At 69.6% G+C, this 13,765-nt stretch carries 15 protein-coding genes; 6 read left to right on the top strand and 9 right to left on the bottom strand.

The genetic code is table 11. The features are described from left to right. The first annotated feature begins 6 nt into the window (after positions 1-6). Positions 7-201 (top strand): hypothetical protein, encoded by a 195-nt coding sequence (locus tag ACTMTI_RS21770; protein ID WP_441122285.1) that lies wholly within the window; start codon positions 7-9, stop codon positions 199-201. A gap of 199 nt (positions 202-400) precedes the next feature. Next, positions 401-1,540 carry a cystathionine gamma-synthase gene (locus ACTMTI_RS21775; protein ID WP_441122286.1) on the top strand — a complete coding sequence of 380 codons (1,140 nt, stop codon included), beginning with the start codon at positions 401-403 and terminating at the stop codon, positions 1,538-1,540. An 18-nt stretch (positions 1,541-1,558) separates the two neighbouring features. On the opposite strand, the gene ACTMTI_RS21780 is transcribed toward ACTMTI_RS21775, so the two are convergent. Together ACTMTI_RS21780 and ACTMTI_RS21785 are read right to left on the bottom strand one after the other, a co-directional pair. Next, complete coding sequence (locus ACTMTI_RS21780) at positions 1,559-1,993, bottom strand: hypothetical protein (RefSeq protein ID WP_441122287.1); 435 nt, start codon at positions 1,991-1,993, stop codon at positions 1,559-1,561. Positions 1,994-2,003: 10 nt separating this feature from the next. Then, entirely contained in the window at positions 2,004-2,129 is a 126-nt protein-coding gene (locus ACTMTI_RS21785) for a hypothetical protein (protein ID WP_441122288.1), read from the bottom strand. Positions 2,130-2,268: 139 nt separating this feature from the next. Between ACTMTI_RS21785 and ACTMTI_RS21790 the strand changes: the two genes are divergently transcribed. Together ACTMTI_RS21790 and ACTMTI_RS21795 are read left to right on the top strand one after the other, a co-directional pair. Further along, positions 2,269-2,691, top strand: coding sequence for a DUF6292 family protein (locus tag ACTMTI_RS21790; RefSeq protein WP_441122289.1), 423 nt, complete (start codon positions 2,269-2,271; stop codon positions 2,689-2,691). Between the two features lie 569 nt (positions 2,692-3,260). Then, a complete protein-coding gene (locus tag ACTMTI_RS21795) occupies positions 3,261-3,692 on the top strand; it encodes a nuclear transport factor 2 family protein (RefSeq protein WP_441122290.1) in 432 nt (143 codons plus the stop codon). A gap of 26 nt (positions 3,693-3,718) precedes the next feature. Here ACTMTI_RS21795 and ACTMTI_RS21800 read toward each other — a convergent pair whose 3' ends face one another. The 4 genes from ACTMTI_RS21800 to ACTMTI_RS21815 form a co-directional block, all read right to left on the bottom strand. After that, entirely contained in the window at positions 3,719-4,195 is a 477-nt protein-coding gene (locus ACTMTI_RS21800) for a GNAT family N-acetyltransferase (RefSeq protein ID WP_441122291.1), read from the bottom strand. A gap of 32 nt (positions 4,196-4,227) precedes the next feature. Further along, positions 4,228-6,183, bottom strand: a complete 1,956-nt coding sequence (locus ACTMTI_RS21805) for a vWA domain-containing protein (protein WP_441122292.1) — start codon at positions 6,181-6,183, stop codon at positions 4,228-4,230. 30 nt (positions 6,184-6,213) lie between these two features. Continuing rightward, entirely contained in the window at positions 6,214-6,942 is a 729-nt protein-coding gene (locus ACTMTI_RS21810; RefSeq protein ID WP_441122293.1) for a hypothetical protein, read from the bottom strand. A 63-nt stretch (positions 6,943-7,005) separates the two neighbouring features. Further along, positions 7,006-8,397 carry a sigma 54-interacting transcriptional regulator gene (locus tag ACTMTI_RS21815; RefSeq protein WP_441122294.1) on the bottom strand — a complete coding sequence of 464 codons (1,392 nt, stop codon included), beginning with the start codon at positions 8,395-8,397 and terminating at the stop codon, positions 7,006-7,008. Between the two features lie 170 nt (positions 8,398-8,567). Between ACTMTI_RS21815 and ACTMTI_RS21820 the strand changes: the two genes are divergently transcribed. Further along, entirely contained in the window at positions 8,568-9,743 is a 1,176-nt protein-coding gene (locus ACTMTI_RS21820) for an FIST signal transduction protein (RefSeq protein ID WP_441122476.1), read from the top strand. A 66-nt stretch (positions 9,744-9,809) separates the two neighbouring features. Then, complete coding sequence (locus tag ACTMTI_RS21825) at positions 9,810-10,901, top strand: ROK family protein (protein WP_441122295.1); 1,092 nt, start codon at positions 9,810-9,812, stop codon at positions 10,899-10,901. Positions 10,902-11,025: 124 nt separating this feature from the next. Here the strand turns inward: ACTMTI_RS21825 and ACTMTI_RS21830 are convergent, their stop codons facing one another. The 3 genes from ACTMTI_RS21830 to ACTMTI_RS21840 form a co-directional block, all read right to left on the bottom strand. After that, a complete protein-coding gene (locus ACTMTI_RS21830; RefSeq protein WP_441122296.1) occupies positions 11,026-11,697 on the bottom strand; it encodes a hypothetical protein in 672 nt (223 codons plus the stop codon). Then, a complete protein-coding gene (locus ACTMTI_RS21835) occupies positions 11,694-12,239 on the bottom strand; it encodes an RNA polymerase sigma factor (protein WP_441122297.1) in 546 nt (181 codons plus the stop codon). Before ACTMTI_RS21835 ends, ACTMTI_RS21830 begins: the two co-directional genes overlap by 4 nt. A gap of 86 nt (positions 12,240-12,325) precedes the next feature. Beyond that, a complete protein-coding gene (locus tag ACTMTI_RS21840; RefSeq protein ID WP_441122298.1) occupies positions 12,326-13,756 on the bottom strand; it encodes a M1 family metallopeptidase in 1,431 nt (476 codons plus the stop codon). Positions 13,757-13,765: the final 9 nt, after the last annotated feature.

Below are 13,765 nucleotides of genomic sequence, written 5' to 3' on the forward strand. Positions count from 1 at the left end.
ACAGAAATGGTTGCCATGGGGTTCGCACTGCTAGGTGTCGGACTGGTCGTCGCAGTGCTGCTCGCGCTGGCCGACCCGGTGCTGCTCTCCCGGATCAACGGGGAGCCGGCAGAGGGCGGCAGCGGCCGGTTCGTCGACGCGGACGTGGTACGGCTCGCGCCCCGGTCAGGCGCGGACCGTCACGAGCCCAAGGCGGCCTGACCGACCCGGGCCCGCGCGGGCATGGTGCGCGGGCCTCGCGGGCGGCCGTTGGGGACGGCGCCCGCACCGGCGGCCCGCGATCCGTTGGGGAACGGATCGCGGGCCGTTCGCCTGTTCAGGGCTGTTTTACGCTGGGACGCCGTCCCTTGGGGCGTAGGGGTCGTCTTGTACGGGGCCGTCGTCCGTTAACGTGGCCTCTATGAGCAACGGTTTTGAGACTCTGGCCATCCACGCAGGTCAGGAGCCCGACCCGCTGACGGGCGCGGTCGTGCCGCCGATCTACGCGACGTCCACGTACAAGCAGGACGGCGTGGGCGGTCTGCGTTCGGGATATGAGTACAGCCGCTCGGCCAACCCCACCAGGACCGCGCTCGAAGAGGCGCTGGCGGCGGTGGAGGGCGGCGCGCGCGGGCTCGCGTTCGCCTCGGGGCTGGCCGCCGAGGACACCTTCCTGCGGACGGTCTGCAAGCCGCAGGACCACGTCATCATCCCGAACGACGCCTACGGCGGCACGTACCGGCTGTTCGCCAAGGTCAACAAGCGCTGGGACCTGCACTTCGACCCGGTCCCGCTGCACGACCTCGACGCCGTGGCCGCCGCCATGACGCAGAAGACCAGGGTGGTCTGGGTCGAGACGCCCACGAACCCGTTGCTCGGCATCGCCGACATCGCCGCGCTTGCGCAGCTGGCCCACGACAACGGGTCGCTCCTGGTGGTGGACAACACGTTCGCGTCGCCGTACCTGCAGCAGCCCTTGGCCCTCGGCGCGGACGTCGTGGTGCATTCCACCACCAAATACGTGGGCGGCCACTCCGACGTGGTCGGCGGCGCGCTGATCGCGGCCGACAGCGGACTCGGCGAGGAGCTCACCTACCATCAGAACGCGATCGGTGCGGTGGCCGGGCCGTTCGACGCCTGGCTGACGCTGCGCGGGCTCAAGACCCTCGGTGTCCGCATGGATCGTCACTGCGACAACGCCGAGCGCGTCGTCGACCTGCTGCTCGCGCACCCGCGCGTCATCGAGGTGCTCTACCCGGGGCTGGCCGAGCACGCCGGGCACGAGGTGGCGGCCAAGCAGATGAAGCGGTTCGGCGGCATGGTGTCGTTCCGCGTCGCCGGGGGCGAGGCGGAGGCCGTGGCCGTGTGCGACCGGGCCAAGCTGTTCACGCTGGGCGAGTCGCTCGGCGGGGTGGAGTCGCTCATCGAGCACCCGGGCAGGATGACGCACGCCTCGGCGGCGGGGTCGCCGCTGGAGGTGCCCGCCGACCTGGTGCGGCTGTCGGTCGGCATCGAGACCATCGACGACCTTCTCGCCGACCTCACCCAGGCGCTCGGCTGAGCCGCGCCTCCGGGCCGGTCAGCCGGTGGGGACGACCATCAGGAACAGGATCACCAGCCAGATCACCGAGAGCAGCCCGCTGATCGCGGCGATCCGGCCGTTCTGCACCTTCGCGTCATCGGCCGCGTCCTCGCTCGCGAGCGCCCGGACGGCGGTACGCAGGTCGCGGTCGATGATGACGAGCAGCACGGCGGCCACGATGAACAACGTCATCGAGGCCGTCATGTACCACCTGCCGAGCAGCCCGTTGCCGAGGACCGCGCCGAGCGCCAGCCCGAACACGAACACGCCGATCGAGCCGAGGCTGTAGATCCTTGTGATGCGCTGGATGAACTGCAGCGCGGACACGTTCTTGTTGCGGATGACGCGCGGCGCGGCCATCGTCGCGGCGGTGACCGGGCCGATCGTGAAGATCGCGAAGCCGATGTGCAGCCAGAGAAGCAGGGACGACATGCCGCAGAGACTAGTCCCCGACGATCTCGCTGCGGGACTCGACACTCTCTTTGCCCTGCATCGAGCAGTACATGATGAGCTCGGTGACCGTCACGGCGACGACCATCAGCATGAGGAGGAGAATCGTGGCAATCATGGGCACCCCTACTTCCCCGTGCCGGACGTAAATATCGTCCGTAATGACTAGACGCATGTGCAACGGAATAAGTTCGGCCCGGGTATGGTTGGGGGCCGTCGCTTTTTACTTACCGTTAGGGCACAAGGGGGTGCCGTCCGTGGCCATCAGGCACGTCGAGCCGTATACCGACGAGTGGCTGCAGCAGCCGATCAGCTACGTGCGCCAGGTCGTCCACCAGCTCGGAGCCGAGGTGACGGACTGGTGGGAGTGTCCGTGCGATCCGCGTGCCGCCACGCTCCAGCTGGCCGACGGGAGCGCGCTGGTGTGGGACGAGGAGAGCGGCTGGCGTCTGGGCACGTTCGTCGCGGGCGGGCGAGGCCGGCACACCGAGCTGACCGGAGTCCGCTACCTGGGCAACGGCCTGCTCCCGAAGCCGGAGCGAGTCCCCTCGGCCCTTCAGGACGCCCGGGCCGGGGTAGGCGCCAGCACGGCTTGGCGGCCCTGCTATCGCTCCCACCGCAACTGCCGCGACGGCTTCGGCACCGCCCTCGACTTCTACTCCCGCCTCGTCGGCGCCTAGCGAGCCGGTCGTCTCATTGATCAGGCGGTAACCGTCGTCCTGCGAGGCGATCACCCACTGGGTACGGCGGCGGGAGACGTGCCCGTGCCCTCTGGCTCCTCGCTCAACCAATCCTCAACAGGACGTCAACCGCCGCGGGCTATGTTCCGCATATGAATCTTGGTCTTCCCGAACTCATCATCATCCTTGCCCTGATTGTGGTCTTAGGGGGCGTGGTGTTCGCCGCCGTGCGGCTCGCGAACCGCCGTCGCCGGTAGGGCTCCCCTGCTCGTTGACTGCAGCGGCACTGTGGCTCCGATCTTCCTATGATGGCGTCTTGCGGCAATCAATACACATCGGAGGCGTGCCATCACTTACAGTGGCGAAGGCGGCGCCTGCTTGCTGTGATCAGGCAGGGGCCGCCGTCCTTGCGTCAGCTTGCGGATCTCCGTCCCGTCATGCCACGAGGTTTCCGGCCAAGGCATCACCGGCCATGATCGCCTCATGAAGAGCGTGGGATCGCCGAGGTCTTCTGGCACCCTGTCCGGGTGGCACTTCAAGGCGATGCCCTTTGGCAGGAGGTATGTCAGGTGACCCAAGCCGACAACAAGGCACTGTTGCAGCAGGTGTTCGCCGAGACCGCAAAGGGCAACGGCCGGCCCTTCGTAGAGGCGCTGGCCGAAGACGTCCGCTGGACGATCATCGGTGGGACCGCCTGGTCGCGTACCTATGAGGGGAAGCGGGCCGTGCTCGACGAACTGCTCGGACCACTCGCGGAGCAGTTCGCCGGGCCGAATCTCGTCAGCGCCGAACGTTTCATAGCCGAAGGTGACCTGATCGTCGTTGAAGGCCGCAATCACAGCGTGACGAAGGCCGGGCCTGCCTATCCGAACCGCTACTGCTGGGTGTTCGTGATGCGGAACGGCAAGGTAGCTGACATCACCGAGTACACCGACACTCAGTTGATCACCGAGGTGCTGAGCCCGCCTGGGTCTGCGTCTTCACCGCACCGCACCGAGTAACCCCAGAACAACACCATGAGCCCCCGCTATGGACCGGGCGGTGTCGGGTCGTGGAGGACGAGCATGATGTGCTCGTCCTCGTCGTGCCGGACGGTCCCGGCCCGCTGGAAGCCGTGCTTCTCCAGGAGCCGGACCGAGGCGGTGTTGGCGTGGAACGGGTCGGCATAGAGCGGCCGGGTCTTCTCCTGGCGGAGGAAGAGGGCCAGGGCCTGGGTGCCGATGCCGCGGCCCCAGAACTCGCGGCCCAGCCAGTAGCCGATGAAGCGCCGATCTCCGTCCCACCATGCCACGAGGTTTCCGGCCAAGGCGTCGCCCACCGTGACCGCCTGCACGAACACCGTGGGATCGTCGAGGATCCGGGTCTTCCAGTGCGTGAGGAACCTCTCCCGCGGCCGAGGAGTGAACCTCGACCTCCGAACCGCCTCAGGATCGTGCTCCTGCGCCAGGAACACCTCCAGATCCGCCTCCACGACATCCCTCAACCGCACGTCGTCATCGCTCATGCCAAGCGAGTCTGGCAGGAGGGACCGACAATTCAGCGGGCCCGCCGCAGCCGGAGGAAGTCGCTGACGACGTATTCGCCCAGCCGCTCGGCACTGGGCGAGAACACCCGGCCGCCGTTGCGGCGGGCCACCTCGTCCACGAACTCCTTCAGCCGGTCGTCGGCCGCCAGCATGAAGATGTTGATCGTGGCCCGGCGCCGGGTCATCTTGTCCACCTCGGCCAGCGTGAGCTCCAGCGTCTCGTGCGACGGCGGCCACTCGAAGGCCGACCGGCCGTTGCGCATGAGGTGGGCGGTGGGCTCGCCGTCCGTGACCACCAGGACCACCGGCTCGAAGTCGGGGTGGCGGTCGAGGTGGCGGCCGGCGATCAGGAGGGCATGGTGCAGGTTGGTGCCCTGGACCATGTCCCAGTCGAGGCCGGCCAGCTCGTCCGGCTGCAGCACCCGGGCGTAGTTGGAGAAGCCGATGATCTGCACCGCGTCCTGTGGGAACTTGGAGGCCACCAGCGCCTGCAGCGCCAGCGCCGTCTGCTTGGCGGCGGCCCACGTGCCGCGCAGGGCCATCGAGTAGGACAGGTCGACGAGCAGGCAGACGGCCGCGGCGGTGCGGCGCTCGGTCTCGGCCACCTCGAAGTCGTCCACGGAGAGCCGTACGGCCGTGGCCCCGGGCGCGACGCCGCCGTTGCGGACGCCGTTGACCAGGGTGCGAACCACGTCGATCGGCTGCTCGTCGCCGAAGCGCCACGGCCGCGACGAGCCCGTGAGCTCTCCGGCCGAGCCGGCGTCGTGCTGGTCGTGGTCCCCGCGCCGGCCCGCGTCGAGGGAGGAGAACACCCGGCGCAGCGCCGTCTCGCCGAGCCGGCGCACCGCCTTGGGCGTCAGCTCGAGCTTGCCGCGGCGGCGCAGGAGGTAGCCCTGCTCCTCCAGCTCCCGCTCGATCCGCCTGAGCGCCTCCAGGTCGTCGACCGCCGAGCGGCCGAGCGCGCGGCGTACGGCGGCCTCGTCGATGTCGTCGAGCCGGGCGCCCGGGTAGTCCTGGCGCAGGGCGGTTTCGAGCTGGGTGAGGTCGGCCAGCTCCTCCAGGGCGGTGACCGCGTCGCCCATGCCCAGGGGCTCCTCGCCGGTGAGGCGTTCGGGGGCGTTCCAGGCCAGTTCGGGGCGGCGGGCGTAGAGTGCCTCGCCGAGGCGGCGCATCTGCTCGGAGAGCCCGGCCTGGTCGAGGGTCTGGTTGATGAGGTTGCTGAGCTCCTCGCGCTGGCGCGGGGTCATCGAGGCCAGCATGCGCTGCGTGGCGGCGGCGCGGCGGGCCAGGATGTCGACGAGTTCCTCGAGGTTGCGCGGCTTCTCGGGGAACAAATCGCCATATTTCTCCATGAAGGCGTCAAAGTCCTCCTGGGTGTGCTGGCCGCGGGCGTCCTGGTCCAGCATGTCGTTCAAATCCGACATCATCTGGCGGACGCGCTCCATGGCCTCAGGGTCCGGATTGGCGAGCGCGTCCCGCAGACCCCTGAACTGGCTGTCCAGGACCTCCCGCCGCAGCAGGTCGCGCAACTCCTCGAACGTCTGCCGCGCCGCGGCCGAGCGCCAGTCGTACGTGCTCAGCTCCTGAATGGCGCTGGACGTGTCCTCGGGCAGCGCGTCGAGCCCGGCCTCCCGCAGCCGCGCGTCGTCGGAGGGATCGGGGAACAGCTCGGCCCGCTCCTGTCCGATGGCCTTGTCGAGCAGCGCCCTGGCGCGCTCCAGCGTGCCGTCGAGCCGGCCGCGCTCGCGCAGGTCGCGGCGGCGCCTGCGGACCTCTCGGAGCATGTCGTCGAGCCCGCGGCGGTCCTGGGTGCCGGGCAGGCCGCGCTTGAGCAGGTCGCGCAGGGCGTGGACCGGCGTCGAGCCCGAGAGGATCGCGTCACCCATCTCGTCGAGAGCCGCCCGCACGTCGTAGGGGGGAGCGAGAGGGTCGGGGCCGTTGTGGTACTCGCCATAGCGGTGGGCCATCACCCAACCACGCTAACCCGCTAAGGCCGTTTACGCGTCCCCGTAGACCTCCCGAACCTGCTCGATGCTCCCGACGTCGGGCGTGTAGTCGATCTTCACGAGTACGGGGTGCCGCTCCCGCTTGAGTGCCCTGGTGAGGTCGGCGGCGCTGCACTGCTTCTTGCCGAGTCCCTGGTTGTCGGCGTTGACCGGGCGTCCCGCCAGCCAGCCGTCCCTGCAGCGGGCCGTGACCCTGAAGAAGCCCGTGAAGTACATGTAGCCGAGCTTGACCGTTTTTCCGCCGGTCGCGAACAGCACGGTGTTGTCGTTGACGCGCTTGAGCGTGCCCTCCGCGGTACGCGAGCCCGGCCACCTGGCGGGCAGGAACTCGTTGATCTTGACGGCCTTGCCGCCCCGGTATTCGATCCGCAGAGAGGCGGGGCCGCGCCCGAGCTCATCCGTCAGGTCGCCCGGCTTGCAGGCCGTCCGTCCCAGGCCCTTGGCGTCGAGCGCGACCCGGCCCTCGGTCTCCTTCAGGTCGCAGGCCACGGTGATCCGCCCGTACGCGGCCGCCGTGTAGTCCAGCCGCAGCTCCCGGGCCCCGGGAATGACCTTGAGCGTGTAGCGCTTCTTCGCGAGCGTGGCCGACTTGGGCACGATTCGCAGGTGGCCGCTCCCGTCGCCCCAGGCGTATCCGTACACGACCTTGGTCGTCGCGGCGTCGGCGGGCATGGCGAGGAAGCCCAAGGTAAAAGCGGTGGCACAGGCAAGCAGGCGCATGGGTGGTCGTCCCCCGTCAAAGTGATCAGCCATCAACTATGACGCGGGAGACTGCCCCGATGTTCACGTCCGGTAGACCGTCACTCCGTCAAGGTCTTCCTTGGACAGGCGACGCATGAGGTAAAGCCCTTCGAGCGCGAACTCCAGCGCCGCCGCGGCGTGACCCGGCGACTCCTCGCCCGCGCCCATGCCGAGCCTCGACATGATCTTCGCCAAGCCGGTCACGGGACCCATGCGGTGCAGCAGCTCGCCGGCCGGGACCAGCTCACCGGACTCCACCTGGTTGCCCTCGGCGAACTTGTCGGTCACCGCCGACAGGTCCATGCCGCCCAACCGGTTCCTGAATGTCTCCGCCGTGGCCCTGCGCAACAGGTGGGCCAGGATCTCGGTTTCCCTGCCCTCCTCGCTGACCTCGAACTCCACCTTGCCCCGCAGGCTGTGCACCACGGTGGCCAGGTCGACCACGCGCGTGACGGCCTGCTCCTCGCCCGTGAGGGCCGCCCTGCGTACGGCGGCGGCCGCGGCGGTCTCGGCGGCCGCGATCGAGAAGCGCGCGGACACGCCGGAGCGGGCGTCCACAGCGGTGGACTCACGGACCAGCCGGGTGAACCTGGCGATCACCTCGACCAGGTGCTCCGGGATGTCGGCCCCGATGTCCGGCACGGACTCCTGGCGGATGAGTGTGAGCTCGTCCTCGACCGTGAGCGGGTAGTGGGTGCGGACCTCCGCGCCGAAGCGGTCCTTCAGCGGCGTGATGATCCGGCCCCTGTTGGTGTAGTCCTCGGGGTTGGCGCTGGCGATGAGCAGGATGTCGAGCGGCAGCCGCAGGTTGTAGCCGCGCACCTGGATGTCGCGCTCCTCCAGCACGTTGAGCAGCGACACCTGGATGCGCTCGGCAAGATCGGGCAGCTCGTTGACGGAGAAGACGCCGCGGTTGGTGCGGGGGACGAGCCCGTAGTGGACCGTTTCGGGGTCGCCGAGCGTCCGCCCCTCTGCGATCTTGATCGGGTCGATGTCGCCGATCAGGTCGCCTACGGAGGTGTCGGGCGTGGCGAGCTTCTCGCCGTAACGCTCGTCGCGGTGCTTCCACGCGACCGGCAGTTCGTCGCCCAGCTCCCGCGCCAGCGCCTGGCAGCGCGTGCAGACCGGCGCGTAAGGGTGGTCGTTGATCTCACACCCTTCGACGACGGGGGTCCACTCGTCGAGCAGGCCGGTGATGGTGCGGATGAGCCGGGTCTTGCCCTGGCCGCGCTCACCGAGCAGGACCAGGTCGTGACCGGCGAGCAGGGCCCGCTCCAGGTTCGGCAGGACGGAGTCGTCGAACCCGACGATGCCCGGGAACCTGGGCTCACCCGCCCGTAGCTTGGCCAGCAGATTTTCGCGGACCTCGGCTTTGACGGTGCGATGAACGTGGCCGCTCTCTCGCAACTCGCGGAGAATACGTGGCTGATGCACGGGAACGAGACTACGTCCCCAGCGAGGAATGCGGCAGAGAGTTTCGCATCTGGCGGAGATTTCGGATCTTGGCTATTGCGTGACGGTTCGTGTACATGCTTGTCCTTCTAGTGGGGAGAATCGGGCCTAGGGAACTTGGAATGTCGAGGGAGGCGAGACCCGTGGCCGTGTTGACAAGCCGCTTCGCCGACGGCCTCGCCGTGGGTTCCGACCTGGTGGAGGCCGCGCAGAACGCCGTCAGTCAGGCACTGTCGAGGCTCAGCGGCCAGGCCGACCTGGTCTGCTTTTTCATCTGCGGCGATGATCCGGACGATGTCGCGCGGGCCGGTCAGGCCGCGATGAAGCTCGCGCCCGGCGCACATGTGATCGGATGCAGCGCCACAGGGGTGATCGGAGACGGGCAAGGCGTGGAGCTGACGCCTGCCGTGAGCGCTTGGGCGGCCACTTTGGACGGGGCGCGGCTGACCACGTTCGCGCTGGACACGTTGGCGGCCGAGGACAAGTTCGTGGTGGTCGGGCTGCCTGAGCGCGGCGCGGACGACCATGTGGCGATACTGCTCGCGGATCCGTACACGTTCCCGGCCGACGCCTTCGTCGAGCGCTCGGTCGACGTGCTCGGCGAACTGCCGCTGATCGGCGGGCTGGCCAACGGGCTGCAGGGGCGCGGCTCCGTACGGCTCTTCGCCGACGGCCGCATCTACACCGAGGGCGCGATCGGCGTGCTGCTCAGCGGACCGCTGAAGGTCAGCACCGTGGTGAGTCAGGGCTGCCGCCCGATCGGCCCCAGCATGGTCGTCACGGCGTCGGAGGACAACCTGCTGCTGGAACTGGCCGGCCAGCCCGCGCTGGCCCGGCTGGAGGACATCGTCAGCGAGCTGGACGAGGACGACCGCGAGCTGGTCGCCGCCGGGCTGCAGATCGGCATCGCGATGGACGAGTACGCCGAACGCCACGAACGCGGCGACTTCCTCATCAGGGGAGTCATCGGCATCGACCCCGAACGCGAGGCCGTGGCGATCGGCGACATCGTGGAGATCGGCAGGACCGTGCGCTTCCAGGTACGCGACGCGGCCACGGCCGACGAGGACCTGTACGACATGCTCGACGCCCACCGGGAGCAGCTCGGCAAGGTGGACGGGGCGCTGCTGTTCTCGTGCAACGGGCGGGGCTCGGCCATGTTCGGCACCGCGGACCACGACCCGGTCGCCCTTCGCGACACGCTCGGGCCGATCGGCATGGCCGGCTTTTTCGCGGCCGGCGAGGTCGGCCCCGTCGCGGGCCACAACCACGTGCACGGTTTCACCGCCTCTATCCTGGTCTTCTCCAGCACAGCGGGTAACTCATGAGCCGCAGCGGCGTAGGGCGACCGAGCCCGCCGAACGGAGTGAGGCAATGAGCAGAGAAGGCCGTCCTTGATCCTCGCGATCGACGTCGGGGGCACCAAGATGGCCGCCGGCCTGGTGGCCCCGGACGGGACGGTGGTGCGGTCCCAGCGCGTCGCGACACCGCAGGACGCGGACGCCTCGACCCTGTGGAAGACGCTCGTCGAGCTGATCGAGCCGCTGTCGCACGGCGTCGAAGGGGTGGGTGTGGGCTGCGGCGGGCCCATGATCTGGCCCGACGGCGAGGTCTCGCCCCTGAACATCCCCGGCTGGCGCGGCTTCCCCCTGCGCGCCCGGCTGGCCGCGCGCTTCCCCGGTTCACCGGTACGCCTGCACAATGACGCCATCTGCCTGGCCGTCGCCGAGCACTGGAAGGGCGCCGGGCAGGGCAGCGCCGACATGCTGGGCATGGTGGTCTCCACAGGGGTCGGCGGCGGCCTGATCCTGCAAAGGCGGCTGGTCAACGGCGGTACCGGCAACGCCGGGCACATCGGGCACGTTGTGGTCGAGCCGGAGGGCGGCCCGCCATGCGGCTGCGGCGGTCGCGGCTGTCTCGAGGCCGTCGCCCGGGGCCCGGCCCTGACCGCCTGGGCCCTGGACCACGGCTGGGTGCCGAGCACCGCCGCACAGCCCGGACCGGCCCTTGCCGTGCGGTCCGGGCGGGCTGGTGGCGACGGGCCAAGGCCACAGCCAGAGCCACAGTCAGGGCCACAGCCAGGGCCACAGTCAGGGCCACAGCCAGGGCCACAGCCAGGGCCAGAGGCGAGTGTCTGGGAGGACGGGACGTACCGAGAGGATCGGGCGGTCACGGCGCGGGCGCTGGCGGCCGACGCGCGGGCCGGTGATCCGGCGGCGGTGCGGGCGATGCGCAGGGCCGGGCGGGCGCTGGGCATCGCGATCGCCTCGGCCACCCACCTGTGCGATCTGGACCTGGTCACGATCGGCGGCGGGCTGTCGCAGGCCGGCGAGCCGCTGTTCGGGCCGCTGGACGAGGCGCTGCGCGAGCACGCCAGGATGGAGTTCGCGCGCCGGGTCAAGGTCATGCCCGCCGCCTTGGGCCAGGAGGCCGGGCTGGTGGGCGCCGCCGCGCTGATCCTGGCGGAGGAGAGCTACTGGAGGTGAAGGCCCGGCGGCCCCGCTGCTCGGGAGGGCCGCCGGGCCTGATCGCCCCGTCGGCTGTCACAGTGTGGAGGCCGCCGGGTCGAGGGCAGGACGGCGACGTGAGGAAGCCGCCCTGGAGAGTGGGTTACTCGGTGACCGAGTCCGTGCTCGGACCGGTGTTCGTGCCGTCGTCGTTCTTGGTGTGGAAACCGGAGTCGCCGCCCCGGCCACGGGGCGAGCCGGGGGCGGGCATCGCGGTGGGCTCGCAGTCCGCGACCGCCCCCTTCACCACCTCCAGAGAGCTGCCGAACGGCGCCCCCTCCGAGCCGTCCCTGCTCTGGGAGACCGCCAGGACGAGCGTCTCGCCCTCCGGAACCTGCCCCTTCTCGATCGTGAACGAGATGCCGTCACCCTCCTTGCGCATGCTCACCGCGAACTGCCCCTGGAGGGACCCCGGCTCGCCACGGGGAGACTTGCAGGTCTGCCCGAACGGCAGGTAGTCGACGACCGCCTTGACACCGGCGTCGGCCAGCTCGGCCTCCAGCCCCTCAGGGTCGGTGAACGACTCGATCCGCACGCTGACCGCGCCGTCCGAACCCTTCGTGACCGCGTACGCCGGACTGCCGGCGATCCCCGTCAGAGCCACTACGGCCGTGGTGGCCGTAGCGAGCCCCGCCGCCGCCGCGGACAGCCCCAAGAGGCGCCGCCGCGAGCCACGCTGAACCGGTGTGACAGTGGTGGTCATGTTGTCCTCCGCCGTTCTCGTCGTGATCTCTTCCTTGAGTGCACTGAGAAGGCGATCTTCGAAGTTGCTCATGCCTGTCCTTCCACGTACACAGGTGCCGGCGAAGCGACGTTTTCCAGGGCTCGTCTCGCCCGATGTAACCGGACTCGTGCGGTCACCTGCCTGATGCCCAGGGCCTTGGCGGCTTCGGAGACGGTGAGCTGATCGATCGCCACGAGCTCCAGTACGGCGCGCTCGCCCTCCGGCAGGCCCGCCATGGCCTCCAGAGCGCTGCGCATCCGGCGCTCGGCGTCGATCCGCTCCTCCATGCGAACGAGATCGTCGTCGTCCATCAGCCTGCGGCCCGCGAGGCGGCCGGTCGCCCGCGCCTCCCTGGCCGCCTGGCGATGCCGGGCCGACACGACGTTGCGCGCCACGCCGTACAGCCATGCGATCTCGCTGCCCCGGCCGGGGACATAGGTGTGAGCCGAGTCCAGGGCCGCCAGGAAGATGTCCGCTGTGAGGTCGGCGGCGAGATGAGGATCACTCACCCGCCGAGTCACGAATTTCAGTACGGCATCGACGTGGCGGCGATAGAAGGCCTCAAAGGCCGCGGGGTCTTCGTTGAGGCGCACTGGCCTCGCTCCCTTCGTCGTTCGCCTTACACCCGTACTTGGACCGAGCGACGAAAAGCGTTTCGGCCCTGGTCAGGCCGGAGGAATCAGCTCGGGCGGCGCGGCTGGAAGAGCCAGGCGTCGAAGAGGGCGTCGAGCTCCTTGCCCGACAGGCGTTCGGAGAGCGCGACGAACTCGTCCGTCGTGACGTGACCGTAGCGGTGATCGGCGGCCCACTGCTTCAGGAGCTGGAAGAACGTCTGGTCGCCGACGGCCTTGCGCAGGGCGTGCAGCGTCATGGCGCCGCGCGAATAGACCGACTGGTTGAACAGGTCGTCGGGCCGGGCCCGCCCCGGCGGGTATTTCCAGATGGGGTCGGTGGCCGGGCGGCTGTGGTACTGCGTGAAGATCGCCTCGGCGGTGCGCCTGCCCTTGTGCTCTGACCACAGCCACTCGGCGTAGGTGGCGAAGCCTTCGTTGAGCCAGAGATCCTTCCATCGCCTGATGCTCAGGCTGTTGCCGAACCACTGGTGGGCCAGCTCGTGCACGATGATGCTCTCGCCCGGGTCGAAGCCCCCGTAGAGCGGCTTGGTCTGGTTTTCCAGCGCGTATCCGGCGGCGTAGTCGTCGACCACGCCGCCGGTCGAGCCGAACGGGTAGGGGCCGAAGACCGTGGTCCAGTGGTCGGTGACCTCGGCGGTGGTGGTGTAGAGGCGATCGAGTGAGCTCTTGAACCTCGGGTCGGCGGCCGCCAGGTTGGCGATGCCGGCGGGCGTGCGGCCCTGGCGCAGCTCGAACTTGCCCAGTGTGGCCGTCGCCAGATAGGTCACCATCGGGTTCCGCTCGCGCCAGCGGTAGGTGGTCTTGCCGCCCGCGGTCGTGGGCTGCCCGACCATCTCGCCGTTGGCCAGGGCCGTCACCCCGGCGGGCACGGTGATCGTGAAGTCGAAGGCGGCCTTGTCGGCGGGATGGTCGTTGGCGGGGAACCAGGTCTTGGAGCCGTTGGGCTCGGAGGCCACGAACGCGCCGTCGGCCGTCGGCACGAAGCCGTACGTCCCCAGGTTGCCCTGGTCCTTGGCCGGCTCGGGCACCCCCGAGTAGGACACCTTCACCGCGAAGCGGGAGCTGTTGCCGATCGGCCGGGCCGGGCGCACGGTCAGCTCGTCGCCCTGGCGCGTGTAGGTCGCCGGCGTGTCGTCGACGGTCACCTGGCGCACGTCGAGTCCGGACAGGTCGAGGTTGAAGCTCGACAGGGCTTGGGTGGCGGCGGCCTGGATGGTGGTCACGCCGTCGAGCCGCTTGGTCGCGGGCGTGTAGCGGATGGCGATGTCGTAGTGGGAGACGTCGTAGCCGCCGTTGCCGTCCTTGGGGAAGTCGGTGTCGCCGATGCCCGGCGCGCCGGGCATCGCCGCTGCCGGCGCTGACGCCGACGGCGGCGCCCCGTCACCCCGTTCCACCGACTGTCGCGGCCCGTCGACGGGCGCACAGGCGAGCGCGCTGATCAGCGCCGCCAGCAGCGCTACCTTCCTGGACCGCATAGGCGAACG

It is taken from the genome of Nonomuraea sp. H19 (assembly GCF_052068215.1).
GTDB lineage: Bacteria > Actinomycetota > Actinomycetes > Streptosporangiales > Streptosporangiaceae > Nonomuraea.

What these genes read in the sequence shown, in the direction of transcription:
- ACTMTI_RS21770 (WP_441122285.1), top strand. Translation starts at nt 7, where the DNA reads ATGGTTGCCATGGGGTTCGCACTGCTAGGTGTCGGACTGGTCGTCGCA.
- ACTMTI_RS21775 (WP_441122286.1), top strand. Translation starts at nt 401, where the DNA reads ATGAGCAACGGTTTTGAGACTCTGGCCATCCACGCAGGTCAGGAGCCC.
- ACTMTI_RS21780 (WP_441122287.1), bottom strand. Translation starts at nt 1,993, where the DNA reads ATGTCGTCCCTGCTTCTCTGGCTGCACATCGGCTTCGCGATCTTCACG.
- ACTMTI_RS21785 (WP_441122288.1), bottom strand. Translation starts at nt 2,129, where the DNA reads ATGATTGCCACGATTCTCCTCCTCATGCTGATGGTCGTCGCCGTGACG.
- ACTMTI_RS21800 (WP_441122291.1), bottom strand. Translation starts at nt 4,195, where the DNA reads ATGAGCGATGACGACGTGCGGTTGAGGGATGTCGTGGAGGCGGATCTG.
- ACTMTI_RS21805 (WP_441122292.1), bottom strand. Translation starts at nt 6,183, where the DNA reads ATGGCCCACCGCTATGGCGAGTACCACAACGGCCCCGACCCTCTCGCT.
- ACTMTI_RS21810 (WP_441122293.1), bottom strand. Translation starts at nt 6,942, where the DNA reads ATGCGCCTGCTTGCCTGTGCCACCGCTTTTACCTTGGGCTTCCTCGCC.
- ACTMTI_RS21830 (WP_441122296.1), bottom strand. Translation starts at nt 11,697, where the DNA reads ATGAGCAACTTCGAAGATCGCCTTCTCAGTGCACTCAAGGAAGAGATC.
- ACTMTI_RS21840 (WP_441122298.1), bottom strand. Translation starts at nt 13,756, where the DNA reads ATGCGGTCCAGGAAGGTAGCGCTGCTGGCGGCGCTGATCAGCGCGCTC.